The organism is Paraniabella ginsengisoli, from assembly GCF_022513635.1.
Lineage (GTDB): Bacteria > Bacteroidota > Bacteroidia > Chitinophagales > Chitinophagaceae > Niabella > Niabella ginsengisoli.
In genome coordinates, this window is sequence record NZ_JAKWBL010000004.1 from 1,187,987 (window position 1) to 1,213,446 (window position 25,460).

At 39.0% G+C, this 25,460-nt stretch carries 31 protein-coding genes and 1 pseudogene; 20 read left to right on the plus strand and 12 right to left on the minus strand.

The genetic code is table 11. The annotated features are described in order from the left end of the window. Positions 1-66: 66 nt before the first annotated feature. The 6 genes from MKP09_RS23810 (at position 67) to MKP09_RS23835 (ending at position 5,890) form a co-directional block, all read left to right on the plus strand. A complete protein-coding gene (locus MKP09_RS23810; protein WP_240833100.1) occupies positions 67-831 on the plus strand; it encodes an SDR family oxidoreductase in 765 nt (254 codons plus the stop codon). Positions 832-1,003: 172 nt separating this feature from the next. Continuing rightward, positions 1,004-1,834 carry a 5-dehydro-4-deoxy-D-glucuronate isomerase gene (gene kduI, locus MKP09_RS23815; RefSeq protein WP_262915600.1) on the plus strand — a complete coding sequence of 277 codons (831 nt, stop codon included), beginning with the start codon at positions 1,004-1,006 and terminating at the stop codon, positions 1,832-1,834. A 136-nt stretch (positions 1,835-1,970) separates the two neighbouring features. Continuing rightward, positions 1,971-2,996 carry a sugar kinase gene (locus tag MKP09_RS23820; RefSeq protein WP_240833102.1) on the plus strand — a complete coding sequence of 342 codons (1,026 nt, stop codon included), beginning with the start codon at positions 1,971-1,973 and terminating at the stop codon, positions 2,994-2,996. A gap of 95 nt (positions 2,997-3,091) precedes the next feature. Next, the gene (locus MKP09_RS23825) at positions 3,092-3,541 is read left to right on the plus strand and encodes a NanQ anomerase/TabA/YiaL family protein (RefSeq protein WP_240833104.1); all 450 of its coding nucleotides are present in this window, start codon (positions 3,092-3,094) and stop codon (positions 3,539-3,541) included. Positions 3,542-3,772: 231 nt separating this feature from the next. Beyond that, the gene (locus MKP09_RS23830) at positions 3,773-4,435 is read left to right on the plus strand and encodes a bifunctional 4-hydroxy-2-oxoglutarate aldolase/2-dehydro-3-deoxy-phosphogluconate aldolase (protein ID WP_240833106.1); all 663 of its coding nucleotides are present in this window, start codon (positions 3,773-3,775) and stop codon (positions 4,433-4,435) included. A gap of 9 nt (positions 4,436-4,444) precedes the next feature. Next, positions 4,445-5,890, plus strand: a complete 1,446-nt coding sequence (locus MKP09_RS23835; protein ID WP_240833108.1) for an MFS transporter — start codon at positions 4,445-4,447, stop codon at positions 5,888-5,890. A gap of 96 nt (positions 5,891-5,986) precedes the next feature. Here the strand turns inward: MKP09_RS23835 and MKP09_RS23840 are convergent, their stop codons facing one another. The 3 genes from MKP09_RS23840 to MKP09_RS23850 all read right to left on the minus strand — a co-directional run bounded on the left by MKP09_RS23840 (position 5,987) and on the right by MKP09_RS23850 (position 8,529). Continuing rightward, on the minus strand, positions 5,987-6,460 hold the full coding sequence (locus MKP09_RS23840) for a GNAT family N-acetyltransferase (protein WP_240833110.1): 474 nt from the start codon (positions 6,458-6,460) through the stop codon (positions 5,987-5,989). A gap of 135 nt (positions 6,461-6,595) precedes the next feature. Beyond that, positions 6,596-7,588 (minus strand): hypothetical protein, encoded by a 993-nt coding sequence (locus tag MKP09_RS23845; protein ID WP_240833111.1) that lies wholly within the window; start codon positions 7,586-7,588, stop codon positions 6,596-6,598. 494 nt (positions 7,589-8,082) lie between these two features. Beyond that, positions 8,083-8,529 carry an Hsp20/alpha crystallin family protein gene (locus tag MKP09_RS23850; RefSeq protein WP_240833112.1) on the minus strand — a complete coding sequence of 149 codons (447 nt, stop codon included), beginning with the start codon at positions 8,527-8,529 and terminating at the stop codon, positions 8,083-8,085. Between the two features lie 256 nt (positions 8,530-8,785). Here MKP09_RS23850 and MKP09_RS23855 point away from each other — a divergent pair, with 256 nt between their 5' ends. The 6 genes from MKP09_RS23855 to MKP09_RS23880 all read left to right on the plus strand — a co-directional run bounded on the left by MKP09_RS23855 (position 8,786) and on the right by MKP09_RS23880 (position 12,761). Beyond that, positions 8,786-9,202: a BrxA/BrxB family bacilliredoxin gene (locus tag MKP09_RS23855; protein WP_240833113.1), complete on the plus strand. Its 417-nt coding sequence runs from the start codon at positions 8,786-8,788 to the stop codon at positions 9,200-9,202. 298 nt (positions 9,203-9,500) lie between these two features. Further along, positions 9,501-10,670, plus strand: a complete 1,170-nt coding sequence (locus MKP09_RS23860) for a prolipoprotein diacylglyceryl transferase (RefSeq protein ID WP_240833114.1) — start codon at positions 9,501-9,503, stop codon at positions 10,668-10,670. A gap of 171 nt (positions 10,671-10,841) precedes the next feature. Next, entirely contained in the window at positions 10,842-10,979 is a 138-nt protein-coding gene (locus MKP09_RS28490; RefSeq protein ID WP_240833115.1) for a sigma-70 factor domain-containing protein, read from the plus strand. After that, positions 10,972-11,697 (plus strand): sigma-70 family RNA polymerase sigma factor, encoded by a 726-nt coding sequence (locus MKP09_RS23870; RefSeq protein ID WP_240833117.1) that lies wholly within the window; start codon positions 10,972-10,974, stop codon positions 11,695-11,697. Before MKP09_RS28490 ends, MKP09_RS23870 begins: the two co-directional genes overlap by 8 nt. Before the next feature lie 172 nt (positions 11,698-11,869). Further along, positions 11,870-12,571, plus strand: coding sequence for an SDR family oxidoreductase (locus tag MKP09_RS23875; RefSeq protein ID WP_240833119.1), 702 nt, complete (start codon positions 11,870-11,872; stop codon positions 12,569-12,571). Then, a complete protein-coding gene (locus MKP09_RS23880; protein WP_240833121.1) occupies positions 12,528-12,761 on the plus strand; it encodes a Rossmann-fold NAD(P)-binding domain-containing protein in 234 nt (77 codons plus the stop codon). Before MKP09_RS23875 ends, MKP09_RS23880 begins: the two co-directional genes overlap by 44 nt. Positions 12,762-12,856: 95 nt before the next feature. Here the strand turns inward: MKP09_RS23880 and ctlX are convergent, their stop codons facing one another. From ctlX to MKP09_RS27045, 3 genes are all read right to left on the minus strand, one after another. Beyond that, positions 12,857-13,753, minus strand: a complete 897-nt coding sequence (ctlX, locus tag MKP09_RS23885; RefSeq protein WP_240833123.1) for a citrulline utilization hydrolase CtlX — start codon at positions 13,751-13,753, stop codon at positions 12,857-12,859. Positions 13,754-13,829: 76 nt separating this feature from the next. After that, positions 13,830-14,285 carry an arginine deiminase family protein gene (locus MKP09_RS27040; RefSeq protein ID WP_262915601.1) on the minus strand — a complete coding sequence of 152 codons (456 nt, stop codon included), beginning with the start codon at positions 14,283-14,285 and terminating at the stop codon, positions 13,830-13,832. After that, complete coding sequence (locus tag MKP09_RS27045) at positions 14,255-15,274, minus strand: arginine deiminase family protein (protein ID WP_262915602.1); 1,020 nt, start codon at positions 15,272-15,274, stop codon at positions 14,255-14,257. Before MKP09_RS27045 ends, MKP09_RS27040 begins: the two co-directional genes overlap by 31 nt. A gap of 123 nt (positions 15,275-15,397) precedes the next feature. Between MKP09_RS27045 and MKP09_RS23895 the strand changes: the two genes are divergently transcribed. After that, positions 15,398-16,288: a DMT family transporter gene (locus MKP09_RS23895; RefSeq protein WP_240833125.1), complete on the plus strand. Its 891-nt coding sequence runs from the start codon at positions 15,398-15,400 to the stop codon at positions 16,286-16,288. Between the two features lie 134 nt (positions 16,289-16,422). On the opposite strand, the gene MKP09_RS23900 is transcribed toward MKP09_RS23895, so the two are convergent. From MKP09_RS23900 to MKP09_RS23915, 4 genes are all read right to left on the minus strand, one after another. Continuing rightward, complete coding sequence (locus tag MKP09_RS23900; RefSeq protein WP_240833127.1) at positions 16,423-16,812, minus strand: DUF2628 domain-containing protein; 390 nt, start codon at positions 16,810-16,812, stop codon at positions 16,423-16,425. Between the two features lie 113 nt (positions 16,813-16,925). Then, positions 16,926-18,245: a dihydrolipoamide acetyltransferase family protein gene (locus MKP09_RS23905; protein ID WP_240833129.1), complete on the minus strand. Its 1,320-nt coding sequence runs from the start codon at positions 18,243-18,245 to the stop codon at positions 16,926-16,928. A 333-nt stretch (positions 18,246-18,578) separates the two neighbouring features. Then, positions 18,579-18,977, minus strand: a complete 399-nt coding sequence (locus tag MKP09_RS23910; protein WP_317235485.1) for a CinA family protein — start codon at positions 18,975-18,977, stop codon at positions 18,579-18,581. Continuing rightward, entirely contained in the window at positions 18,863-19,861 is a 999-nt protein-coding gene (locus MKP09_RS23915; RefSeq protein WP_240833131.1) for a competence/damage-inducible protein A, read from the minus strand. Before MKP09_RS23915 ends, MKP09_RS23910 begins: the two co-directional genes overlap by 115 nt. Positions 19,862-19,940: 79 nt before the next feature. Here MKP09_RS23915 and MKP09_RS23920 point away from each other — a divergent pair, with 79 nt between their 5' ends. The 7 genes and pseudogenes from MKP09_RS23920 to MKP09_RS23945 all read left to right on the plus strand — a co-directional run bounded on the left by MKP09_RS23920 (position 19,941) and on the right by MKP09_RS23945 (position 24,045). Continuing rightward, positions 19,941-20,309, plus strand: coding sequence for a hypothetical protein (locus tag MKP09_RS23920; RefSeq protein WP_240833133.1), 369 nt, complete (start codon positions 19,941-19,943; stop codon positions 20,307-20,309). A gap of 204 nt (positions 20,310-20,513) precedes the next feature. Beyond that, a complete protein-coding gene (locus tag MKP09_RS23925) occupies positions 20,514-20,822 on the plus strand; it encodes a hypothetical protein (RefSeq protein WP_240833135.1) in 309 nt (102 codons plus the stop codon). A 103-nt stretch (positions 20,823-20,925) separates the two neighbouring features. Continuing rightward, a complete protein-coding gene (gene dacB, locus MKP09_RS23930) occupies positions 20,926-22,218 on the plus strand; it encodes a D-alanyl-D-alanine carboxypeptidase/D-alanyl-D-alanine endopeptidase (protein ID WP_240833137.1) in 1,293 nt (430 codons plus the stop codon). Between the two features lie 125 nt (positions 22,219-22,343). Next, positions 22,344-22,709, plus strand: a complete 366-nt coding sequence (locus MKP09_RS28765) for an aldo/keto reductase (protein ID WP_449587075.1) — start codon at positions 22,344-22,346, stop codon at positions 22,707-22,709. Positions 22,710-22,714: 5 nt separating this feature from the next. Continuing rightward, positions 22,715-23,328: pseudogene (locus tag MKP09_RS28770) on the plus strand (aldo/keto reductase). Positions 23,329-23,473: 145 nt separating this feature from the next. Beyond that, entirely contained in the window at positions 23,474-23,620 is a 147-nt protein-coding gene (locus MKP09_RS23940) for a hypothetical protein (RefSeq protein WP_240833139.1), read from the plus strand. 149 nt (positions 23,621-23,769) lie between these two features. After that, positions 23,770-24,045 (plus strand): hypothetical protein, encoded by a 276-nt coding sequence (locus MKP09_RS23945; RefSeq protein WP_240833141.1) that lies wholly within the window; start codon positions 23,770-23,772, stop codon positions 24,043-24,045. 192 nt (positions 24,046-24,237) lie between these two features. Here the strand turns inward: MKP09_RS23945 and MKP09_RS23950 are convergent, their stop codons facing one another. After that, positions 24,238-24,843, minus strand: a complete 606-nt coding sequence (locus MKP09_RS23950) for a 3-keto-disaccharide hydrolase (protein WP_240833143.1) — start codon at positions 24,841-24,843, stop codon at positions 24,238-24,240. Beyond that, positions 24,836-25,456, minus strand: a complete 621-nt coding sequence (locus MKP09_RS23955; RefSeq protein ID WP_262915700.1) for a 3-keto-disaccharide hydrolase — start codon at positions 25,454-25,456, stop codon at positions 24,836-24,838. Before MKP09_RS23955 ends, MKP09_RS23950 begins: the two co-directional genes overlap by 8 nt. Between the last annotated feature and the right edge of the window lie 4 nt (positions 25,457-25,460).

Below are 25,460 nucleotides of genomic sequence, written 5' to 3' on the forward strand. Positions count from 1 at the left end.
ATTAGCCAATGTGATGATGTGATAATTCGTTTCATTTGCACAAATTCGTTTTAATTCGCACAAATCATGAGTTTAAATTTTTTTGATCTATCAGGTAAAACAGCATTAATAACTGGCGGTAATAAAGGTATTGGTGCCGGAATGGCTTTAGGTTTGGCGCAGGCCGGAGCTGATATTATTGTTGCATCACGTAGCGTTGAAGCTGGTTCTGAAATTGAGCAACAGGTAACAAAGTTGGGCCGCAATTTCAAATCGTATAAAATGGATGCGGCTGATAGAAATAGTGTGTACGACTTTGTAAAAACAGTTTTGAGTGAAAATCCGCGCATTGATATTTTGGTGAATAATGCAGGAACGATCATGCGCAAACCGATAGCCGAACATCCTGATGAATGGTGGGATAATGTGTTGTCTATAAATTTGGACACACCTTTTATTTTAGCGCGCGAGTTTGGCAAGCACATGCTGGAACATGGGAAAGGAAAAATTATTTTCACTTGCTCGCTACTTACTTTCCAGGGTGGCATTACAGTTCCCGGTTACGCAGCAAGCAAAGGCGCTTTATCAAGCGTAATAAAAGCCATGAGTAATGAATGGGCTTCTAGGGGTGTAAATGTAAATGGCATTGCTCCGGGATATATTGCAACCGATAATACGCAGGCTTTGCGCGAAGATGCGGATCGTAGCGCATCTATCTTAAGTCGCATTCCTGCCGGGCGCTGGGGAACGCCTGAAGATTTTGCAGGGCCTGCGATCTTCCTTGCTTCCGATGCATCGAATTATGTAAATGGAGAAATATTAGTGGTAGACGGCGGATGGATGGGCAGATAAAGAGGAATGTAGAATAACGAATTTTAAATTACGAATTAAAATCAACGAAGCCCGAAGGGCTTCAACAAAATAACCGCCAATCCAATGGTGGCCTCAAAAAAGATATGGCTAAAAAACAAATACAGCACCAGCTTTAAAAGATTATAACACCAATACCTTTGTTGATGGTGATATGGAAATACGTTTTGCAGTAGGACCAGAAGAAACCAAACAGATGGACACGCAAAAGCTGATCGACAATTTTTTAATAAAAGATTTAATGGTACCAGACCAGCTGAAACTGGTGTACAGCCATTACGATCGGGTTATTATTGGGGGTGCGGTTCCGGCTTCAAAAGCACTTACATTGGGCAATCATCCTGAGTTGCGTGCAGACTATTTTTTGGAAAGAAGAGAAATGGGTATCATCAATGTTGGCGGCAAAGGCACCGTTACAGCTGATGGTAAAAAGTTTGATCTGGAAAAATTGTCTTGCCTTTATTTAGGCAAAGGAACTAAGAAAGTAAGTTTTGCTTCTGCTTCAAAAAAAGCGCCTGCCATATTTTATATTTTATCAGCTCCGGCGCATGCTATACATCCCAACACTGTTTTCACAAAAGAGCAGGCGTCACCGGTAGATTTAGGTGCGGCGGAAACTTCCAACAAAAGAACGGTTTATAAATATATTCACTTAGATGGTATTAAAAGTTGCCAGCTGGTAATGGGACTTACCATTTTAGCGCAGGGCAGCGTGTGGAATTCTGTTCCGCCGCATACGCACACACGCCGCATGGAAGCTTATTTTTATTTTGATTTGCCGCAGGATCAGCGTTTGTTCCATTTTATGGGCAATCCTGCCGAGTCGCGCCATTTAGTAATGGAAAATAATGAAGCCGTTATCTCTGCACCATGGAGCACGCATTTTGGTTGCGGCACGGCCAATTACGGGTTTATCTGGGGAATGGCTGGCGAAAATTTAGTGTATTCAGATATGGATCCGGCACCGGTTAATACGTTAAAATAATTATGAACCCAGCTGAAGAATACATGGCATCAGTCTTGCGTCGCACTCTTCAGCAGTAGAATATATATCATCATTTAATGTACAACGTAAGCATTACGATGTACGAATTAGAAGTTAAAAATTTCAAATCGATTATATGTCTAAAAAAGTAGTTACTCTTGGAGAAATAATGTTGCGCTTGTCAACACCCGGCTTTCAACGTTTTGTACAATCCGAATCGTTAGATGTTACTTATGGCGGCGGCGAAGCCAATGTAGCTGTGGCTTTAAGTAATTATGGATTAAACGGCGTTTTTGTTTCTAAAGTGCCAGACAATGCCATTGGCCAATCTGCCATTAATCATATACGCCGTTACGGTGTGGATACACAGTTTGTAGCGCGTGGTGGCGACAGGTTGGGTATCTATTTCTTAGAGACTGGCGCATCAATGCGTGCATCGCAGGTTATTTACGATCGTGCGGGCGCATCTATCGCAGAAGTGGATGCCAGCGAATTTGATTGGGATAAAATTTTTGACGGAGCAGACTGGTTTCATACAACCGGTATTACGCCTGCATTAAGCGACAAAGCAGCAGCACTTACTGAAGCAGCCTTGAAAGCGGCTAAAGCTAAAGGCGTTACAACAAGTATTGATTTGAACTACCGCAAGAAATTGTGGAGCAAGGAAAAAGCACAATCGGTAATGACAGAGTTGTGCAAATATGTGGATGTATGTATCGGTAACGAAGAAGATGCTGAAACTACTTTAGGCTTTAAAGCAGCACACAGCGATATAACAAAAGGTGAATTAAATCTTGACGGATATAAAGATGTGATTCGCCAGATGAAAGAAAAATTTGGGTTTAAATATATTGCTTCATCTTTACGCGAAAGCTATAGTGCTAGCGATAATGGCTGGAGCGCTTTAGTAAGCGATGGCAATGAATTTTATCATACTAAAAAATATAATGTTCGCATTGTTGACCGTGTAGGTAGCGGCGATAGTTTTGCAAGTGGCTTAATTTACGGATTGGTTACCGGCATGAGCATGCCTGATGCAGCTGAGTTTGGTGTTGCGGCATCTGCTTTGAAACATACAATTCCGGGCGATTTGAACCATGCAACATTAAGCGATGTAAAAGGCTTAATGAAAGGCGACGCAAGCGGAAGGGTACAACGGTAAAATGACCAATGTAAAATATTAAATGATGAATGATAAATAAAAGGTCATTTATAGTTTAATATTCTACATTCAATATTTATTATTTAATATTTTCCATGATCATCGATACTTTACAAAACGCTGCTAAATATTACAGTGTTCATCCGTTGTTTGCTAAGGCATTTGAATATATTGCTGGGATTGATTTAGCTGCTATTGAACCCGGCACTTACGAAATTCAGGACGGATTAAAAGCAATTGTTTCTGACAAGCCCGGCAGGGCAAGAGAAGAATCGTTACAAAAATTTGAATGCCATCGTCAAAATATTGATATACAGGTTTGCATTAACGGGAACGAAGAGATTGGCTGGAAGCCGCTTGAGCGCTGCGTTGCAGACAAAGGCGGGTACGACGAAGCCAAAGATGTTCAATTTTTTGGAGACCATCCAGATACTTATTTCACATTAACTCAGGATCAGTTTGTAATTCTTTTTCCTGAAGATGTACATGCTCCGATGATTGGCGAAGGAAGTATTAAGAAGATGGTGATTAAGGTGAGGGTTTAGTTAATTAGCCAATTAGCCAATGTGATAATTAGCTAATGTGATAATGGTTTCGAGTTCAGGTTTATCGCACATCCTGTTAATCTTAATAATCGAATAAATCATGGTTCAGACAAATTGCGAAGAATATGTAGGTTGAGTTATATTCAAAAGTTGAAGAGTGCGACGCAAGGAAGATGCCATATATTCATAAGCTGGTAACAAAATAAAAACTATAAAAAATTAGAAATAAAAATGGCTACGGTACAACAATCTATTGATGCAATTGTGGAACAAGGCATGTTGCCTTTATATTTTAACGCTGACGAAACAATAAGCGTGGACGTACTTCGCGCGGTTTATAAAGCCGGTGTGAAAGCAATTGAATACACCAGCCGCGGAGAGACAGCGCTTGCTAATTTTAAGAAACTGGTGGAAGTGCGCAATGCTGAAATGCCGGGCTTGTTGCTTGGAATAGGAACAGTTAAAAATTTAGCGCAGGTGAAAGATTATTTATCTGCTGGCGCCGACTTTTTGGTAAGTCCGGGCTTTGTAGCAGAGATTGCTGAACATGCGGTTGCTAATAACATTTTGTATGCACCCGGTTGTATGACACCTACCGAAATTATCGCTGCCGAAAATGCCGGAGTGAAGTTTATCAAGCTTTTTCCGGGTGATATGCTGGGGCCAAAGTACCTTTCAACAATTAAAGATATCTTTCCTAAATTATTGTTTATGCCAACAGGCGGCGTAGATACCACGAAGGAAAATATTGAAGGATGGTTTAAAGCTGGTGTTTGCGCAGTGGGTATGGGAAGCAAGCTTATCAGCAAACCGTTAATGGCGGAAAAAGATTACGCTACAATAGAAAATGCCACCAAAGAAGTACTGGCCACTATTCAATCAATAAAAAAATAAAAAAACGACATGCAGCAAGCCAATGAACAAAGGAAAATGACCAACTACAGGTGGACAATGGTGATTTTATTATTCGCCGCAACCACGATCAATTATCTTGACAGACAGGTTTTGTCACTTACCTGGGATGAGTTTATAAAGCCCGAGTTTCATTGGGATGAAAATCATTATGGAACAATTACCGCTATTTTTTCCATCGTTTATGCAGGCTCTATGCTTTTTGCCGGTCGTTTTGTAGACTGGCTGGGCACGAAAAGGGGGTTTTTATGGGCTATTGCAGTCTGGTCTGTTGGCGCGTGCCTTCATGCACTTTGCGGGGTTATTACCGAAAGGTATGTAGGGTTGAATACAGCGGCAGAGTTAATGCAGGCAACAGGTGACACTGCTGTGATCATTTCTACCATTAGTATGTATTGTTTTATTGTAGCGCGTATTGTACTTGCTGTTGGAGAGTCGGGAAACTTTCCGGCTGCGATTAAAGTAACTGCAGAATATTTTCCTAAAAAAGATAGGGCATACGCTACAAGTATTTTTAACGCAGGAGCTTCTGTGGGTGCCTTATTAGCGCCATTATCCATTCCGATCCTGGCCAAATATATGGGTTGGGAAATGTCATTTATCATAATTGGTGTGCTTGGTTTTATATGGATGGGCTTTTGGGTGTTTATGTATAAAAAGCCTGAAGAGCATCCACGTGTGAGTAAAGAAGAGTTGGCTTATATACTGTCTGATAGGGAAGCAGAAAATAGAACGGAGGCTGATGAGGCGGCAGATAAAGACAGAAAAATATCGTTTGTTCAATGCTTTAAATACAAACAAACCTGGTCATTTGCGTTCGGCAAGTTTATGACAGACGGTGTATGGTGGTTCTTTTTATTTTGGGCACCATCCTATTTGAACACACAGTTTGGTATTAAGACATCTGATGGCTTAGGTGTTGCGCTGATATTTACGCTTTACGCCATAACGATGCTTTCTATTTATGGAGGTAAGTTGCCTTCGATCATTGTTAGAAAGACTGGACAACATCCATATATGGCGCGTATGAAGGCCATGCTTATTTTTGCATTTGTTCCTTTATTAGTTCTGTTGGCGCAACCGTTGGGAACTATTTCTCCGTGGTTTCCTGTTATTCTGATCGGTTTAGGAGGTGCAGCACATCAATCCTGGTCCGCAAATATTTTTTCTACAGTTGGTGATATGTTTCCTAAAGCGGCTATTGCAACCATTACCGGTATTGGCGGTATGGCAGGAGGAGTTGGATCAATGATCCTTCAAAAAGTAGCCGGGGAATTATTTGTTTATTCGGGAGAAACTAATTTAACGTTTTTGGGATTTGAAGGTAAGCCAGCGGGGTACTTTATCATATTTTGTTTTTGCGCAGTTGCTTACCTGATAGGTTGGGTTGTTATGAAATCGTTGGTTCCGAAATATAAACCGATTACTGATCTGTAATCTAAAAGTTATCTGAATAAAAAACTGCGAATCTAAAATTCGCAGTTTTTTATTTTACGTCAAGTTTCATCATGATGTCTGTTTGTTCGTCATCACCTAGCTGGAAAATATGTTTATCAAACGCCATAAATCCATTTTTTGGTAGAACCGAATAGCTTTATAATTCATTTCCCACACCCCCAGCCATACATAATTCGCCATTTTCTGCTTTGCTATTTCGATGGCTTTATTGTAAAGTAGTTGTCCCACTTTCTTTCCGTGAAATTCTTTTAAAACATAGATCCGCTCTATCTCAATAGAGTTCTCATCTTTTATTTCTGTTTGAGAGGATTCGAAATTGACTTTTAAATATCCGATGACTTTGTTGTCAAGTAATGCAAAATAAAATGCAGCGTTTTTGTCAGCTAGTTCAGTTTTCAATTTTTCTATTGAAAAAGTTTTGTCCAGGTATAGATTCATATTTTCCTCGGTATTATCCGAAGAAAAAGTTTCAGTAAATGTTAGTTTACTGATTTTCTGCAATTCCTCTAGCTCGACAATGGTAACTTTTCTGATTTCAATGCTTTCCATTTCTAAAGCATGTAATTTATCTTAATCGATATTTTTTCTGAACCCGCGGACTATTAAAATAATCGTTCAATTGTTTTTCGCTCATGTTCATGGACATATCTGTAGGTACTTCAGAAAGTTGTGTTTGGCTTTGCCTCAGCTCTTTTTTAAATTTTCAGTTTTGACATTGATCAGTGGATCCCTGTCTCCAGACAATTTATTTTCGAAAACAACGTATTCCAGACGCTTAATATTTGACCTTAGTAAGGTGGCTTGATTCTGTTCTACATTCTTTGCAGGTGCTGCGGCCTCCTTAACAGGCATGGCCACTACACCAATGCTTGGTAAAATTTTACCGGTATTTTGTTTTCCTTTATTTTCGCCCGCAGTAGTTGCTAATACAGTTCCCGATAAAGTTGTAGAAGCAGTTGTTATATCAAAGCCTGAACGCCATCCTTTCGTATTTTTTATTTTTTTATCAAGTTGCAGGAAAGTGTACTTATATCTTAGAACCCATGTATTAATATTTGTTAAGGCATCGTTATACTCTTGGGTGGCTATATCATAATTGAGGCCGTCTTTCACCACTACTTTCACTCTTGCGGTGTCAGCAAAATTAAAATTGGTTGTACCTACAAATTCGAGATTTACAATTCTTTCGCCTTTAGCATCTTTTTCACTAACAAAATCGTAAGTAGGAGTCCACTCAAAATTATCGTCACAACTTTTAGGCAGCTTAAAGTTGCCAATAGAAATGTCGCTTGACATCAATATCTTATCAATAGGGAAATTACCGTTCTCGCAAAGTACGTTAAAGCTTAATCTGTCTCCTTCGGTGATGGTTACAGGACTTACCACGGAAGGTTTAATGCGTGGATACACAACATCGGTACTATAGAAAATCACATTTAAAGTAGTATCCAATTTATCCAACGGGTTAGAAAGGTTTTGAACACCAAAGCTTACTGGATATTCCTGATCATATTTTAAACGTCCGGTTAAGAAAAGCGATTTATTACTCCGAAAACTTAATGTTCCATTGTCTTTGTCTATTTTAAATCCAACGGGTGCGCTCTTCAAATACCAGTAATATTGCTTCGCATCTTTGTTAAGAATAAAGCGGTAGTTAAGGCTTGAGTCTACATGCAAAGAAAAAACGGACTAAAGTTAACAATTCGCAGAGAGTTATCATCCAGATGGGGAATTTGCTGAATCGGCTGAATAACAATGCTATCAGGCCTTATTTGAGCATTGGCAGACGAAACAAATACTATAAGTAAAATTAGGATTGGATAACGCATCTTTAAGCTTAGAAGATTTTTCAATATCAGCAAATTTATGCATAAGACGGCTAAATGCCTCAATTGGTAGCAGGTAGTTTGGAAAATAAAAAACCCCTCGTGGAAACGAAGGGTTTTAAACCAAAACTAACTGCTTATGAGAAAAACTTAATAATTTATACTTTCTTGCTACATATGACGGCATATTTTATCTGGAATTGCGCCGGGCAAAAAAATTTTATAGGTTTTAAATGATTTGATGATTCAGGTCAATAAAAATGGAATTAAACATCATGAAAAGAAAAACCCTTCGTGGAAACGAAGGGTTTAAACCAAAACTAACTGCTTATGAGAAAAAACTTGTTATTGTACTTCTATATCTTTTGACGCTGCTTTTGCTTCCTCCTTGCGTTGCAAGGTTACTATTAGGATTCCGTTAACAAAACGGGCAGCGATTTTTTCTGTATCTATTTTGTTATCGATAGTAAAAGTTCTTTTGAAAGAGTGTAAGTGAAACTCTTTTCTTATGCTTTTTCCAGCATTCACTTTTTCGGCTTCCTTCTTTTCTGCCGAAATTGTCAACAGGTTGTTTTCAACATTAATTTTAAAGTCGTTTTTATCATAACCCGGCGCAATTACTTCAATTTGATAGTCGTTTTCGTTCTCTGTAATATTTACCGGGGCATGGCCTTTAATATTGGGCTTATTAACTTCAGTCTTTAGGATAGTAGGAATTTCAGTAAAGAAATCGTCTACCAGGCTTGTAAAGGTTCTCTCAAAAGGAACACCATTAAATTTTACGTTCGTCATTTTTATTCAGTTTAAATTTTTAATTGTTTTGAAATGTATTTACCAAATTACAAACGATAAGCCATTGCAATAAAACAAGACATTATTGCATGTTTTCAATTTATTAGTGACATAATGTCTTATTTCATTCAGCCTTATTGTAAATATGACTTTAATTAAAAGATCATATAGAAATAAGGATTAAAATTTCAAACCAACTTTTTAGCTAATTTTGTGTTTGATTTAAAATATCAAATTAACAATCTAAAATAATTGTATGTATCCAGCAGAAATAGTAGTTCCTATGAAAGAGGAATTGACGGATAATGGTTTTGTAGAATTGCAAACTCCAGATGAGGTAAACGCAAGCCTCGCTAAAAGTGGCACCAATCTTTTGGTAATTAATTCTGTTTGCGGCTGTTCGGCAGGAACTGCCAGACCAGGCGTTTTAATGGCTGTTGCAAATGCTGAGAAAAAGCCAGATCTTCTGACAACCAGCTTTGCCGGTTTCGATATTGATGCAGTTAAGCAAGTGCGTGAGCATTTACTTCCTTATCCTCCATCGTCACCTGCTATTGCATTATTTAAAGATGGCAAGTTGGTGCATTTTATTGAAAGACATATGATTGAGGGTCGCTCGGCTCAAATGATCGCTCAAAATCTTTTAGCAGCATTTGACGAATACTGCGCATAGGTGAGGTTTAGAGGTTGAAAAGTTTACAGGTTGAAAGTGGATAAGGGATGCATTAAGAAGTGCATCCTTTTTTTATATTTAGGTGTTAATTTTCAACAATCTACCTTGTCAACGTATCAACATATCAACTTTTCAACCTACTTTGTCGTAATATTGCCACTAATTATAAATCGCTTTACTGCATGTATCCTAATTTGTATTATGTTTTTAGAGATTGGTTTGGGGTGGAGTGGAAGTTTTTACATTTTGTAAACTCATTTGGTTTTTTGTTGCTATTGCTTTCATCATATGTTCGATTGTGCTTGCAAAAGAGCTCAGGCGCAAAAGCAAAGAAGGTGTTTTTCAACCAACTGACGAAACCATTACAGTTGGAAAGCCTGCCTCTATTGGGGAATTGATTACCAATTTTATACTGGGCTTTGTGCTGGGATATAAGATTTTAGGGCTTTTTTTTATGAAGAATTCTTTAAGTGTAAATCCTCAGGAGTACATTTTTTCTTCACAAGGGAACTGGGTTGCTGGAATTGTTTTAGGAATATTTTTTGCCGCGCTGAAATGGAAGGAGAAAGACAAACAAAAACTTGCAAAGCCCGAAACAAGAGTTATACGGGTTTGGCCACACGACAGAGTGGGAGAAATTACAATGATCGCCCTGATCTTTGGCCTTGTTGGCGCTAAAATCTTTGACACTTTTGAAAACTGGGATTCTTTTTTAAAAGATCCGTCTTCCATATTTTCAGCATCAGGCTTAACCTTTTACGGAGGCCTAATATGCGCTGGTATCGCCCTTTGGTGGTTTGCCAGAAAACACAAGATCAACTTTTTTCATTTTGTAGATGTTTTAGGCGTAATTATGATGCTGGCATACGCGTTGGGCCGGATAGGTTGTCAGGTATCGGGTGATGGAGATTGGGGCATTTATAATGCTGCGTTTAAAACAACTTCAAATGGCGGCGTTTTCCCGGCAACGCAGGCCGATTTTCAGGCAGCCGTAACTGCAAATGCTGATTTTTTCTCAAGGCATGAACTACATCATGCTTTTGTTCCTAAGCCCGGCTTTCTTAGTTTTCTTCCTTATTGGTTTTTTGCTTACGACTTTCCTCATAACGTAAATGAAACCGGCGTTAAATTGGCTAACTGCTCAGATCTTCAATACTGCAATCATTTACCAGTTCCGGTATTTCCAACTTCCTTGTACGAAATCATCATGTGCTTGATACTATTTGGTATTTTATGGATGATTCGTAAGCGTATTAAAATTCCTGGGCTTCTATTTGGCATTTATCTGGTTCTTAACGGTATTGAGCGCTTCATGATCGAACGCATCAGGGTAAATGTAAAAATGCATTTCCTGGGAATTGAGATGACACAGGCTCAGCTTATATCATTCGGGATCATATTTGCCGGAATAGCAATGATTATATTTGCCAAAACAAATCATAAGAACATACAACCAACTAGCAGGTAAATACGTTATTAGTTTGATACTTTCGAACATGCAGAAAGGAATCGCGGTTTTTTTAGACTATGTTTAGCTATTAACTGTTGATTTTATTCTAATTTCTGCGTACTTTTGCAAGTTATTATTTATATTTAGGAACAATCCTACACTTACCAAAAGGTTATATACAAATAGAATATGCGTCAGCTCAAAATTGCTACTCAAATTACAAACAGAGATTCTCAGGCGGTTGAAAAATACCTTCAGGAGATTTCTAAAATTTCAATGATTACACCAGAGGAAGAGACAACTCTTGCTCAAAAAAAAAATGGGTGACCAGCGTGCTTTAGACAAGCTCGTTCAGGCCAACCTGCGTTTTGTGGTTTCTGTTGCTAAACAATATCAGCATCAGGGTTTATCACTCAGTGATTTGATCAATGAAGGAAACCTTGGTTTGATCAAAGCTGCACAACGTTTCGATGAAACCAAAGGGTTTAAGTTTATTTCTTACGCCGTATGGTGGATTCGTCAGAGCATTTTACAAGCTTTGGCAGAACAAGGCCGTTTGGTGCGTTTACCTCAAAATAAAATTGGTACTTACAATAAAGCCAACAAAGCGTATATGGCTTTTGAGCAAGAGCATGAAAGGGAACCTTCTACCGAAGAGCTTTCTGAATTGCTGGAAATGAGCGAAACAGAGATCAATAATATTTTCCAAAGCAATACCCGCCATACTTCTTTAGATGCACCAGTTCACGAAGCAGAAGACGTGGCAATGGGCGATTTATTGGAAGGCGGTTCTGATACCGATGATGATGTGATGAAAGATTCTTTGCGTAACGAAATTCGTCGTGTATTAAAATCTCTTTCTCCGCGTGAAGCAGAAATTGTAAATGCGTATTTTGGCCTCGACGGAGAAAATGGCGTTACGATCGAGCAAATCGGACAAAAATATGATTTAACCAAAGAGCGTATCCGCCAAATAAAAGAACGCGCTATTAAGCGTTTGCAAAAAGCAAGATACAGCGGTGCATTGAAATCTTATTTGGGGTAACAGTCTTCTAAAAAAATAAAAATAAAAATAAAATAGCTTGTAGTTTAACTACAGGCTATTTTTGTTTGATATGAAATGAGCATAAAAATTAGCGAGCCAAATTGTACCCAAAGCGATGATAATTTTTCAGCGAATTCCATCTGGCAAATAAAATTCAATAAAAAATAAACAGATGAAAGTTTTTGTAACCGGCTCCAACGGATTTGTAGGAAGTTATATCGTCAATCAATTATTACAGGACGGACATGAAGTGTTCGCTTCATCACGAACTGGTGATTCATCTTCTTTTAACAGCAATAAGAATTACCGTTTTATTCAGGTAGATTTTTCCGATCCATTTTCTCTACACGATGCTTTTGAATTTGTACAACCCGATGTAGTTGTGCATTGCGGCGCGATGAGCAAGCCGGACGAGTGTGAGTTGAATCAGTCTGACGCTTTTGATGCAAATGTTTTTGGTACCGTGCAGTTGTTGTTGAATGCCGAAACATATAAATCGTTCTTTGTGCACCTTTCCAGTGATTTTATTTTTAATGGTGAGAAAGGAATGCATTTGGAAGAAGACAAGCCTGACCCTATAAGCTATTACGGGAAAACCAAATTACAGGCTGAAGAAGCGGTGATGGAGTATCAGCACGATTGGGCCATTGTTCGCACTGTGTTTGTATATGGTAAACCTTTTTATGGACGAGACAGCTTTATAACAATGATCGCAAAAAAGTTGAAAAATAATGAGCCATTCAAAGTAGTAAACGATCAAATTCGCACACCAACGCATGCCGAAGATTTGGCAAAAGGAATTGTGGCGATAGTAAACAAGCGCGCAACAGGTGTTTACAATTTGGCTGGAAAAAGATGTATTAACGCCTTATGAAATGGCATTAGCAACCGCTAAATATCTTGATGTATCAGATCATCAACTTTTCGCTGTAACACGAGACACTTTTGAAGAAGTGGCGCAGCGCCCTTTAAAAGGAGGCTTAAATATCAGTAAAGCAATTGGCGAACTGGAATATAAACCAATGAGTTTTGAAGAAGGGTTGAAGAAGACGTTGGAGTTGTAATGGCTCACAGAAAACTCAGATGAACACAGCATGCCGGAAAAATATTTTTAAGAAAAAATTCTGCGTAGCGCCGTGTATTCCGTGAGAAAAAATCTTTACTCTTTCGGCTTTAATGGCAAAAATATTTCAGCCATCATACATCTTGCGCTACCTCCACCATTTTTTTCAATCGTATTTAATGATGAATGAATAATAGGATTGAAAGATTGAAGTTGCCGTATTTGATCTTCGGTTAAGGAGTTGAAAGCCTGTGTTGACATCACCAGAAATTGAGCTCCTGCTATATTTTGCACCTGAAGCATGTTTCCTGCAAATTGGTTCATTTGTTCAAGACTTATATAGATGATCTCTTTATCTGTTTCTTCAAACTTGTGCCTAAGCATCTCCTTTTGAACATCTTCTGTTATGGCGTCCATGCAAATAACAACGTATTCGTCTGCAAGGCACATCATCACGTTAGTATGATATATTTCATTTCCGTTTTGATCAACAGCATTAAAGAGAACTGGCCTATAACCCATAGCATCGCAAAAGTCGTATAATACAGAGGGTGAAGTTCTGGGAGAAATACATGCATAGGCAAATTCGTTGTCTCTGTCTAAAACCATACTTCCCGTTCCTTCCAAATAAATCTTCTTGTTTTCATATTCTGTCAGGTCAATGCTGGTGCGGATGTAGAAGGTTTCATTAACTTTTTCTATCACATTTTTACTGCGTTCCAGTTGCCTGTTTTCAGCGAACATGGGGTAAACAACTATTGTCCCGTCTTCATGAAACGAGACCCAGTTGTTAGGAAATATAGAGTCGGGCGTATGCGGTTCTAAAGTATCCTGGATCACCGTGACATGAATGCCGTTAAGCCGTAGCATATCTACAAAATCATCAAACTCCTGCAAGGCCATTTGATGTACATTCAATTGATCAGATACTTTTTGAAAACTATTATTTACTGCCGTTTCTGGATTAAAGGCAAACGCAGCGGGACGTATCATTAGTAGGGTGGAGGTGGTCATTTGGTGTGAAATTGAAAAGTTGAAAAGGAATTCCCCTTATTAACTTGTTAACTAATCAACTAGCTGGATTGCGAAGCAACGGCATACTCATACAATGAAACCCGCCACGGGCGCGCGAAAGCTCGGCCGAAGGCATTACAATAAATGTGTTTTGAATGTCCTGAATGTTGATGGTTTCATCTTCCAGTTGCTGCAAAAGATCTTTTACATGAATGGATGTAAACCCTGCTTTAATAAAAGCCTGCAAGGTTTTGTCGTTGCGGTCGTAACCAACAACAACACCTTCCTTTAGTGCCAAAAGATTACAACTATCCGTCCATTGTTCGCGCACATCAAATGGAAATTCACTATTGCCGGAATAAATGAATTTTACTTTGTCCGTACTTTTTAAATCATTCTTACTAACGTCAATTAAAAGATCTTCCAGATTATCGAAGTGAACCGGATTGGTAATGTCTTTCTTTTTAAATTGTATGGCGCTTATCCCTTCTTCTTTCTTTCTTGTGTCCAATGCTTTTTGTATATCGTCTGCATCTTCTTTTTTACATGCTTGCGAGAAAACTTCCCCAGCATTACCCACATATTTCTTTTAACCTGTGTAAAGATGGTGTCAATGTGCATGTAATCCCGCTTTTTGGGAATTTTTATTACCGTAACTTTTTTTACTACATTTTTTTCAAAAAGTGTTTTAACCGCAATATGCGCCGCTTCAAGCGAAGTGCGCTCGCTTACGCCAATTAATACATGATCGGGACTTACCACCATCACGTCTCCGCCTTCAAGCGTAACCGGCTTTTCTTCCGAATCAGCAGGAAGTAGAAATTGTAGATTTCTTTCAGGAAGCTCGATGATTTTATTTCGATAATTTTCAAACAAGGGATGATTGAAGAAAATATATTTCATCAGCAAAGCTTCTCTTGTACGAGCCTGCTTTGCAGGTTTATTAAGCAAAATATAATCATTAATAACAATGCCGATATCTCTTGTAAAAATAAAATTAGGCACCGGCGGAAACAGCATGTTACTTTCTTTGTAATAAGTACCGGTAATGAAAACATGTGCAAGCTCTTTCGGGTCAGTTTCCATTAGTTCATTCTGCAATTCATAAGAGCAGTTCTCAATGGCACAAACAGAAGCCACTAGTTTTAACCGAATATCTTTTTCCTTTAGAACTTCTGCCAATAACCATTCTATCTCAATAACATCGGTTGATTTATAAAAGTGTTTGTTTCCCGGTTTATAAAAATCAAAATTGTTTTTTGGGTCATCTATGTCCGAAAGTCGGCCTTTTATTTTTTCAGGATCTAAGAAATAAAGCAACAGCTTTATATAATAATCATACTCCTTTCGGCGAATGGTTTCTAAATGCACAATGTCTTCAAAAAGCCAGTCCTGGGCCTTTGACGGAACCACCTTGCCCAAACCGCTGTCCGGACTGTGTACTAGCAATCTTTTCAGTGTTCCGATTTCTGAACTAACGTTTATATCTTTTGTTTGCATAAATGTGTACGGCACTAAAGCGGCTTCCTATAAACCAAAATTAAGCAAAGCCGTGCAGATTTAGGAATAGTGCATTGACTATTGACAATTAACCATTGACTATTTTCCTTAGCTTGCGACCTAATGCGGAAATCGTTTTTACAATTACATATTGCGGTATTACTGGCGGGTTTTACCGGCGTTTTAGGTAAGCTAATTACCATGAATGAAGGGCTTATCGTATGGTATCGCTTATTAATCACGGCCATAACGTTGTGGATATTATTTTATGCTACAAAGCGCCTGCAAAAAATATCCATGAAAGATATGTTGCAACTGACCGGTGTTGGTTTTATAAGTGCTTTGCATTGGGTATTTTTTTACGCTTCGATCAAGTATGCTAATGTATCTATTGCCCTTGTTTGTTTTTCCGTTATCAGCTTTTTTTCTTCTTTTTTAGAACCGATTATCAATCGGGTTCGTATCAATAAATTGGAGCTATTATTTGGGCTGATGAATGTATTTGGCATTTGGCTGATCTTTCATTTTGATACCACTTACAAATTGGGTATTGGCCTTGGGCTGGTGGCAGCCTTCTTTGGCGCTTTGTTTCCCATTCTTTTGAAAATGAAGATGACACGCATTAATATGCAAACTGTGCTTACCTGGCAAATGACCGGCGGTTTTATTACCCTTTCGTTGGTAATGCCATTTTACCTGAAAGTCTTTCCTGTGGCCACTTTGGCGCCTTCATTAGCTGATTTTTTATGGTTGCTGGTATTGGCCTGGGTTTGTTCAGTAATCGCTTTTCAGTTTGCTATGAATGCGCTTAAAAAATTATCAGCATTCACGGTAAACCTGTCTTACAGCGTAGAGCCGGTGTACGGAATATTAATGGCATTTATTTTATTTCAGGAAAATCAGGTGTTGAATAAAGGGTTCTATCTGGGTACAGCAGTTATTATGTCTACGCTGGTGTTACACATGTTGGTGCTGAGGAGGGATAATAGGAAGGAGGTGGAGGTTTCTGTTTGAGTATTCATTTTCTTTCCATTGCACAAAATGAAACATTAGTTATTATTTGCTAATGTGGTTGTTGTAAATAAAAACTAAAATTACAAGGAGAAGAAGAATTATTGAAAATAAATAACTAACACCTCCTTTCTTGCTTAAATATTTTTTTGTTGTTCACTATCAGAAAACTTCGTTTTTGCTTCCTGAACAATTTTGTCAGCTTTGCGGATATAAAGTAAGTTTCCTAAAAACCCAACAGCAGTTGCAATTGCAATAGTTGCAACAAGATTGATTAAACTTGCGCTCCCTTCCTCAATGTCATTCGGTAATATTATTGTTTCTAAACCACTCTCAATAATTATGGCAATAATTAATACTGCCGTTTCGATATACATTTTTCTGTACATAAACCAAAATAAGCCGAGAAGAAATGCAAAAAAATTGAAAGAGATTTTTTGTCCCGCATGAAATTTTGCCCATTTGTCAATATAATAGGATTTGTTATTTTGAAAATAAGTTTCGTAAAGTTCAATATCCTGTTGCATAAGTTATAATTTGGTTGAAGTTTGTGATATGCTAACCTATTCTCAAATATACACCACATCCTAAAAAAAGTTGCGCCACTGGCGCAACTCTATAAATTATTAAAAGTTACCCACTAAAACTCCCTCCCTTCAAAATGCTCCAGCTCCTTTGCAACCGCCGTTACAAATGTAGCGCCCAGGCTTCCGTCGATAATACGATGATCGTAGCTCATACTGATGTACATCATGTGTCGAATCGCAATGCTGTCGCCATGTGGCGTTTCAATTACCATCGGGCGTTTTTTAATAGCACCCACAGCCATAATTGCCGCTTGCGGTTGGTTGATGATTGGTGTACCCATAAGGCTGCCGAATGTGCCAACATTGGTAAGTGTAAAAGTGCCACCTTGTGTATCGTCGGCTTTGAGTTTACCGTTGCGGGCAGCATTGGCCAGGTGGTTCACTTGTTTAGCCAGGCCAACAAGGTTTAGCTGATCCGCATTTTTAATAACCGGAACAATAAGGTTCCCATTAGGCAAAGCCGCAGCCATGCCAATATTAATGTCTTTCTTTATAATAATTCTGTCGCCGTCAACCGAGCTATTGATCATTGGGAATCTCTTGATGCACTTTACAATCGCCTCTATAAACAAAGGCATAAAAGTGATCTTCGTTCCTTCCCGTTTTTCAAAATCATTTTTTACCGCATCGCGCCACTGCACAATATTCGTTACATCAGCTTCGCTAAAGCTGGTCACATGCGGACTGGTATGCACACTACGAACCATGTGTTCGGCAATAAGTTTGCGCATCCGGTCCATTTCTATAATCTCAACATTACCTCCCGTATAAGTGCTTGTGCCCTGCGATGCAGCAGGCACGGCCGATTGTGTACTCACTTCTCTTGAAGTTGTTTCACCGTCGCCTCGTTTCCTTTTAGCAATATAACTCAGCAGGTCGTTTTTTGTTACACGGCCTTCATTGCCGCTTCCTTCCAATTGTTCCAGCTCGCTCAACGGAATACCTTCTCTGGCGGCTATATTCAAAACCAATGGTGAATAAAATCTGGTATGGCTCTTAATAGCCGCTTCATGTTTTATTTTGCTCGAAATCACTTCGGCAGTTGTTTCTTTAATATCTTCTTGTGCTGTTGCATGCTTTTCACTGGATTGCGCTTTTTCAACATTTGGTATTGTTGGCGCCGGTCCATCGCCCTGTATTTCAATCCTGGCAATCACAGCATCAATCGGCACAACGTCGTTCTCCTGATATAAAATTTCAGTAATCACTCCCTCGGCAGTACTCGGCACTTCACTGTCTACTTTATCAGTAGCAATTTCCAAAACTGTTTCATCCATTTTTACGGCATCGCCCACATTTTTCAACCACTTCAAAATGGTAGCTTCCATGATGCTTTCGCCCAGTTTAGGCATTACCAGATCAACAATTGCCATAATGATAATTCTTTTTAAAATTTATTGAACCAGCTGTGGAATACAACTCATCGAAATTGCCACGCTCGTTTTATCGTCCCGATTATAACTCATCCTACACGTGTCCGCCGCAGGCTGATAAACGACGCTATCAACTCTATACCAGCAATGGTCAGACCGGGACGGTCAGACCAGGTATGCCACAAAAGTAGGGAATTGGATGCTAACCTTTGTGCGCGATTGCTTAACGTCATTTGCGATAATAACACAAGGATATTTCTCACAGAAAACACAGATCATCACAGATTATTTCATAAAATCATTTTTGTGTCATTCTGTGCTATCTGTGAGAACTTACTCAACGTCATTTTCGATAATAAATTGTCTCAATAAGTTTAAAGCCTGCAATGCGGTGCTTTGGATATTGCGTTGTCTGTCGTAGCCAAGATTTAGCTGCTTGGTGACGATCATTTCACTATTTCCCGCCGCAATCCACACCGTTCCAACAGGTTTTTCATCATTATCTGACGGTGGCCCCATAATACCGGTCGTCGCCACTGCATAATCTGCATCAAATCGTTTAAGTGCGCCTGCAACCATTTGTTTGGCAGTCGATTCGCAAACAGCACCCTCCGTTTCTAGTGTTTCATGCTGCACATCAAGCAGATTTTCCTTTGCTTCGTGATTATAAGTAACCGCGCCGCCGTTAAAATGTGAAGAAGATTTGGGTAGGCTGGTAATTGTGCGCGATATAACCGCCGGTGCAACTTTCGGCCCGTAGCCATTTTTTTTTGTTGCTTTTGAAGCAACTGACCAATGATCATTTCTAAACTGTCATCGTTTTCAGCAATGGTAATCTGCTTCAGCAATATGCGCATTTCATTGTAAAACGAATTGAGTTCGTCTTCCAGAATTGCTTTGTCTGCTCCCCGGCCCGTCAGTCGAAGTTTTACCATTCCGTAGCCGGGTAAATAAGCCAGTTTAATATGCGCAGGTAAGCGGCTTTCAATCGCTGCTAATTTTTCTGCTACCATCGATTCGCCCATACCAAAAGTAGAAAGCACTTTATGCACTACAGCCTCACCTCCGAAATGTTTCACTATTTTTGGCAACGCTTCTTCCATCAAAATCTTTTTCATTTCGTAAGGCACACCCGGCAGCGATATAAATACTGTTTTAGCTCCTGCTTCGTTCTCTTTTTCAAACCACATGCCTGATGCAGAGCCATGCGCATTATGAAGTACCGTGCAGTTTTCAGGAAGATCTGCTTGTTTTATGTTTTGTTCCGAAAGCGCCACTTTACGTTTATAAACATTTACGAACAGGTCATGTATGTGCGCCAATACAGATTCATTTCTTACAAGCTTTGTATTGAAATAATCACAAAGCAGCGGCTTAGTAATATCATCTGCTGTAGGTCCCAAACCGCCTGTAATAATAATCAGGCGCGAATACTTTCGTTCTTCGTCAAGCGCTTTCCAGATATCGTCATACACATCGCCAACGGCTACGCGGCGTTTCACCCATATACCCGCTTTATTCAATTCCTGTCCGATAAAAGCGCTGTTGGTGTCGATCGTTTGTCCAATCAATAGTTCATCTCCAATAGTTATAATAGAGGCATTTATTTCTTGCATTTATAACAAATATTTTATGCAGCAAATATCTTTTAAATAAGCTTAAAGAAAAAGTAAATTGCGGAGATAAATCATACAGATGAATTTAAAACTCTTTGCCACGTTTATTTTCTATTTCCTTTTAATACAATGTTCTTTTGCTCAGGGAGATTGGATTGCCTGCGGCGATGATAAAGTAATGATCATTGACAGCAAAACTGCTATAAATGGCAAAGCAAAAGTAGTCTGGACCTGGAAAGTTTCAGAAGCAACGGAAATTCCGGCAGGTTATCAAAAACTGATGATTCCGCTTGATGAATGTAAGCCGGTTGAAGGTGGTAAACAACTTTTAATAACTTCATCCGGAGGTGGTGCACTATTGCTTGACAAAGCCACAAAAAAGTATTATTTTATGCAAAGGTACCCATGGCGCATTCAGCAGATATGTTGCCTAATCATCGTGTCGTAGTTGCGCTATCAACACATAAGGCTGGTAATAGTATTGAGTTGTATGATGTGGCATCGCCGGAAAAGCTATTATTCAAAGATTCTTTATATTCCGGGCATGGTGTAGTATGGAATAAAAAACAGCAGCGATTGTTTGCGCTGGGTTTTGATGAATTAAGCTTACGAATTGAAAGATTGGAATACGGTATCTCCAAAACTCCATCTTGTGAAATCCTGGAAACTTCCCAACGAAGGTGGTCATGATTTGTCATCAATTGCCGAAAACGAAATGCTGGTAAGCACGCATCACAATGTATTTGTTTTTAATATTAAGACAGGAGTTTTTCGTGTATTTGATATGTTGGCTGATAAAGAAAATATCAAATCTGCGAATTATAACAAAAAGACAAAAACACTGGTTTACACACAGGCAGAAGAAAGTTGGTGGACTCATCATATCTATCAGAAAAATCCTGATAAGACAATTGAAATTCCTGATGTTAAATTGTATAAGGTTCGAGTTCTATCTAAATAAAAATGTAAAGTTGAATGATGATTAAAGTCAAACTACTATTGATATTCTTTTTTTCTGTTCTATCATTTCTCGTGCTCAGTCCAATGATGCATTGGCGGCGACAATGAAATCTTTTAATAATGATGAACAACTCAAGTTTGCGAGCGCTGGCTTTTATGTGATAGATGCAGCAACGGGAAAAACTGTTTTCGAGCAAAACGCATTTACCGGACTGGCTCCTGCTTCTACCGAAAAAGTTGTAACAGCTGCTACTGCATTAGATGTTTTAGGAAAAGATTTTACTTACGAAACAAAATTCGGAATTGTAAATACCGGAAACGGCAAGAGCCTTTACATACAGGCTTCCGGCGATCCAACTTTAGGAAGTTGGCGTTGGGATGAAACAAAAGAAGAAGTTATACTGCAGGCTATAAAAAGCGCGATAAAAGCTAAAGGAATTACGAAGCTGGAATCTATTATTATTAACACCAAAGATTGGATCAAAGATGACGGGCTTCCTGCAAGATGGACTTGGGAGGACATCGGGCAATATTATGGAGCTGGCTCGCAAGGGTTGAATTGGAGAGAAAATCAATTTGATTTGATTGTAAAGTCAGGTTCAAGTATTGGAAGTGAAGTTACAATTTTAAGAACAAAACCTTATTTGTATGATTATAAAATTATATCAGAAGCCAAAGCTGCCGGCAAAGAAACAGGAGATGAATCGGCCTTGTATTATCCTTCAAAAGGAAATAATTATAGTGTATTAAAAGGCACGATTCCGGCTGGTAAAAGCGAGTTTGTTATATCGGGATCAATTTATGATCCGGCACGTCAGTTCGCCAAAACTATTATCAACGAGTTGAAAGGCGTTGCCGCAATAAAAGAAGATATCGTAATTACAGGAACCACATACAATAATGCAGAATGGCTATACACGCATACATCGCCCACACTTTCAAAAATTGTATATTGGTTCTTGAGAAAAAGTGTGAACTTGTATGGAGAAGCGTTTCTTAGAACGGTTGCTTTTAAATTGAAAGGAGAAGCTACAACGGAAAAAGGAGTGGAAGCTTTGCAGGAATTCTGGAAAGAAAAAGGTGTGGATCCTGAAGAATTGCACTTATACGACGGCTCAGGTCTTTCGCCGCAAAACCGCATTACGCCTCATGCAGAAGTCAGCGTATTAAATTATGCCAAGTCGCAAACCTGGTTCCCCGATTTCTACGAAGCGTTGCCTTTGTATAACGATATGAAAATGAAAAGCGGCACTATTAATCGTGTAAAGGGTTTTACAGGATATCAAAAATCAAAAAGTGGCAAAGAATATATTTTTTCAATGCTGATTAATAATTATAATGGAAGCCAGTATTCCCTGATCAGGAAAATGTACAAAGTGTTAGATATTTTGAAATAATTTTCACGCTCATTGTCACCCTGAGCTTGTCGAAGAAGGGTCGGGCTTCGACAAGCTCAGCCTGACAAAACATCATTTGATTGATATGGCACCAAATACCATCCTACCATTAAAAAAATATACAAATGAAATTTTCAGAAAAACGTTATGCCGATATGCAGTATCGCCGTTGTGGCGAATCGGGAGTATTGCTTCCGGCTATATCTTTAGGCTTGTGGCACAACTTTGGAGATGTTGATGACTCCAAAGTATATCGTAAAACATTGCATACAGCTTTTGACAATGGGATTACCCATTTTGATCTTGCCAATAATTATGGCCCGCCTCCGGGAAGTGCAGAAACTAATTTTGGAAAAATATTGCATAGTGATTTTAAGGATCATCGCGACGAGCTGATCATTTCTACAAAGGCTGGTTACACCATGTGGAACGGCCTTACGGCGATTGGGGCAGTAAAAAATATTTGGTTAGCAGTCTGGATCAAAGTCTAAAAAGAATGAAGCTGGACTATGTTGATATTTTTTATCATCATCGGCCCGATCCTGATACGCCGTTGGAAGAAACGATGACTGCTCTTGATCTGATTGTGAGACAAGGAAAAGCTTTGTACGTGGGCATTTCAAACTACAAAGCGGATGAAGCAAAAAAAGCGATACGTTTATTAAAAAAATGGGAACACCTTGTTTGATTCATCAACCTAAATATTCTATGTATGAGCGTTGGGTAGAAGACGGATTGCTGGATGTGTTGGAAAGAGAAGGGGTGGGATGTATTCCTTTTTCGCCATTAGCACAAGGCCTTCTTACCAATAAATACTTGAAAGGTATTCCACGAAACTCACGTGCGGCCAAAGCGCACGGCTTTCTACAAAAAGATGCTATTACGCCAGAGCGATTGGGCCAATTAAAAAAATTGAACGAAATTGCTGGTGACAGAGATCAAAGCCTGGCTCAAATGGCGTTGGCCTGGTTGCTAAAAGACAAACGTGTTACATCCGTACTGGTTGGAGCTAGTAGTGCAGCGCAATTAACCGATTCTTTAAAATGTCTTCAAAATTTGTCTTTTGACAAAGTAGAGCTAAATGGAATTGAGAATATTTTGAAATCATAAGCCCCCTGAATCCCCGGAGGGGGACTTTTAAGATGTTGAATTTTTATAGTTCAAAACTAAAATAAAAGCAGATTAAAACTTGCATTATGAATAATATAAAAAATTTTCCTCTTTTGCTATTGCTGTGTTCCATTGTTTTTTAGCTATGCGAAATAATGGATCAGAAAACCTAGAAGAAACGCTGGAAGGCGCGTGGAGCCTTAGTTACAACGGAGAAGATTTTTCGATGTTACTGAAAGATGGTTACTGTATGTTTACACAGTATAGCCTGGCTGAAAAAAATTTGGTTTAACATCCGGCGGGCCATTTACCGTCGAAAATGGTAAGATAAAAATCAAGGTACAGTTCCATAGTGCTGATAAAGCTGATGTAGGTAGAGAGCATGAATATGCTTTTAAACTTTCGGGCGATGATTTAACCACAACCGTTGAAGGTTTTGAAATGAAATGGAAACGTGTGGATGCAGGCGATAAAAACCTTGCCGGAAACTGGCGCATTACCCAGCGTAAACAGGAAGACAAAATGGTGGACATTCCACTTCGAGCCAGAAGGACTTTAAAGCTGCTTACCGCTACACGTTTTCAATGGGCGGCTATTAATATTGAAACCGGCGAATTTTCAGGAACCGGCGGCGGTACTTATGCTTTTAAAGATGGTAAGTACACAGAACATATTGAATTTTTTCAAGAGATAGCTCTCGCGTTGGAATGGCATTGACCTTTGATGGTAAATTAGAAAATGGCAATTGGATTCATTCTGGAAAAAGTTCCAAAGGAGATCCGATTTATGAAGTGTGGGGAAGGTTTGGTAAATGATGAATTATAAATAAAAAAATGTAGAATATAAAATTCAGAAGACTCCACATTTTATATTCTACATTCAATATTTCCTACTTCAACTCCTGAATCTTCAAACTTCTGAAGAAAACACGGTTACCATGATCCTGTAATAAAATATGGCCTTTTGGTGCCATACCAAAGTCTGGCCATTTAGCATACTTACTTTTTTAACCAGATCAAGATATTCGGGAGAGCCACGTTTATACTCAGTAACTTTCCAGCCATTCAGCCAGTGTTCTACATGATTATCTGGAAATACTTTTACAATGCCTCTGTTCCACTCACCGATTTTAACACGTGCGCGCGAGTTGCGATCTGATGTTATCAAATCGTATAACGAAGCCAGCGTTCGGTTGCCGTCCCGGCCCATTTTGGCATCAGGATGTTTTTCGTCGTCCAGTATTTGATATTCCAAGCCAATAGCAGAGCCTTCATTTCCTTCACTTTCAGTAACAAAATATTTTACGCCGCTATTCGCACCTTCGGTTAATTTAAATTCAAACTGAAGCACGAAAGCGCTGTATTCTTTTTGTGTTATAATATCTCCGCCGTTGGTAGATTCTGCGCCATCAGAAGGCAATACTTCAAGCTCTCCATTTTTAACCTGCCATCCTTTTTCAGGAAATGCTTTTTTATAAGCACCACGCCAGCCCTTGGTGGTTTTACCATCAAACAAAAGTGATACTCCCTGCTTTTTTTTCTGCTTCGGATAAACTATTGGGAATAGTATTGATCACGAAAACACCCTGTAATGGTGCGGGTTTTAGCTTATTTGTTTTTATTCTGATATTTCTCCACATTATTTGTTTACCGGCATCTTCTTTTTTGCCAATGGCATGCACCTGCAAAGCAATAAAGCCTTTTGCGGTGGTGGCGTCTATTAAATGAGCAGCGGGAATACCGTTTACCCAAGTTCTTAAGGAAGTGCCAATACATTCAATCCGTGCTTTATTCCATGCAGACTGACGAAAGGCTGTTTGTCCTTTGGGATTTAAGTTTAGCGCATAAAGCCAGCCATTTCTTGCTTCATCGTAAATACCGCCGGTCCACGCTCTTGATGAAGGATCAAGCTCAAACTGGTACCCGTGAACGCGGCCTTTCATGTAATCGGGCCGGCTCAAACTTCTAAACTGTACGCCTGAATTCAGCGTACTATCAATTTTAAATTCAAATTCTAAAACAAAGTCACCGTATTCTTTTTCAGTGGCTAAAAAAGAATTAGGTTCGCCCATAACAGAAGTACCGACAATAACGCCATTCTCAACATGATATTTGGCTTTACCATTCAGTTGC

Bases quoted from the DNA above. Each gene is read 5' to 3' on its own strand.
- MKP09_RS23915 (WP_240833131.1), bottom strand. From the start codon at position 19,861: ATGCAAGAAATAAATGCCTCTATTATAACTATTGGAGATGAACTATTG.
- MKP09_RS23810 (WP_240833100.1), top strand. From the start codon at position 67: ATGAGTTTAAATTTTTTTGATCTATCAGGTAAAACAGCATTAATAACT.
- MKP09_RS23920 (WP_240833133.1), top strand. From the start codon at position 19,941: ATGAATTTAAAACTCTTTGCCACGTTTATTTTCTATTTCCTTTTAATA.
- MKP09_RS23825 (WP_240833104.1), top strand. From the start codon at position 3,092: ATGATCATCGATACTTTACAAAACGCTGCTAAATATTACAGTGTTCAT.
- MKP09_RS23830 (WP_240833106.1), top strand. From the start codon at position 3,773: ATGGCTACGGTACAACAATCTATTGATGCAATTGTGGAACAAGGCATG.
- MKP09_RS23895 (WP_240833125.1), top strand. From the start codon at position 15,398: ATGCGGAAATCGTTTTTACAATTACATATTGCGGTATTACTGGCGGGT.
- ctlX (WP_240833123.1), bottom strand. From the start codon at position 13,753: ATGATACGTCCCGCTGCGTTTGCCTTTAATCCAGAAACGGCAGTAAAT.
- MKP09_RS23870 (WP_240833117.1), top strand. From the start codon at position 10,972: ATGGGTGACCAGCGTGCTTTAGACAAGCTCGTTCAGGCCAACCTGCGT.
- MKP09_RS27045 (WP_262915602.1), bottom strand. From the start codon at position 15,274: ATGCAAACAAAAGATATAAACGTTAGTTCAGAAATCGGAACACTGAAA.
- kduI (WP_262915600.1), top strand. From the start codon at position 1,004: ATGGAAATACGTTTTGCAGTAGGACCAGAAGAAACCAAACAGATGGAC.
- MKP09_RS23855 (WP_240833113.1), top strand. From the start codon at position 8,786: ATGTATCCAGCAGAAATAGTAGTTCCTATGAAAGAGGAATTGACGGAT.
- MKP09_RS23835 (WP_240833108.1), top strand. From the start codon at position 4,445: ATGCAGCAAGCCAATGAACAAAGGAAAATGACCAACTACAGGTGGACA.
- MKP09_RS23840 (WP_240833110.1), bottom strand. From the start codon at position 6,460: ATGGAAAGCATTGAAATCAGAAAAGTTACCATTGTCGAGCTAGAGGAA.
- MKP09_RS28490 (WP_240833115.1), top strand. From the start codon at position 10,842: ATGCGTCAGCTCAAAATTGCTACTCAAATTACAAACAGAGATTCTCAG.
- MKP09_RS23820 (WP_240833102.1), top strand. From the start codon at position 1,971: ATGTCTAAAAAAGTAGTTACTCTTGGAGAAATAATGTTGCGCTTGTCA.
- MKP09_RS23940 (WP_240833139.1), top strand. From the start codon at position 23,474: ATGCGAAATAATGGATCAGAAAACCTAGAAGAAACGCTGGAAGGCGCG.
- MKP09_RS23850 (WP_240833112.1), bottom strand. From the start codon at position 8,529: ATGACGAACGTAAAATTTAATGGTGTTCCTTTTGAGAGAACCTTTACA.
- MKP09_RS23945 (WP_240833141.1), top strand. From the start codon at position 23,770: ATGAAATGGAAACGTGTGGATGCAGGCGATAAAAACCTTGCCGGAAAC.
- MKP09_RS28765 (WP_449587075.1), top strand. From the start codon at position 22,344: ATGAAATTTTCAGAAAAACGTTATGCCGATATGCAGTATCGCCGTTGT.
- MKP09_RS23905 (WP_240833129.1), bottom strand. From the start codon at position 18,245: ATGGCAATTGTTGATCTGGTAATGCCTAAACTGGGCGAAAGCATCATG.
- MKP09_RS23875 (WP_240833119.1), top strand. From the start codon at position 11,870: ATGAAAGTTTTTGTAACCGGCTCCAACGGATTTGTAGGAAGTTATATC.
- dacB (WP_240833137.1), top strand. From the start codon at position 20,926: ATGAAATCTTTTAATAATGATGAACAACTCAAGTTTGCGAGCGCTGGC.
- MKP09_RS23900 (WP_240833127.1), bottom strand. From the start codon at position 16,812: ATGCAACAGGATATTGAACTTTACGAAACTTATTTTCAAAATAACAAA.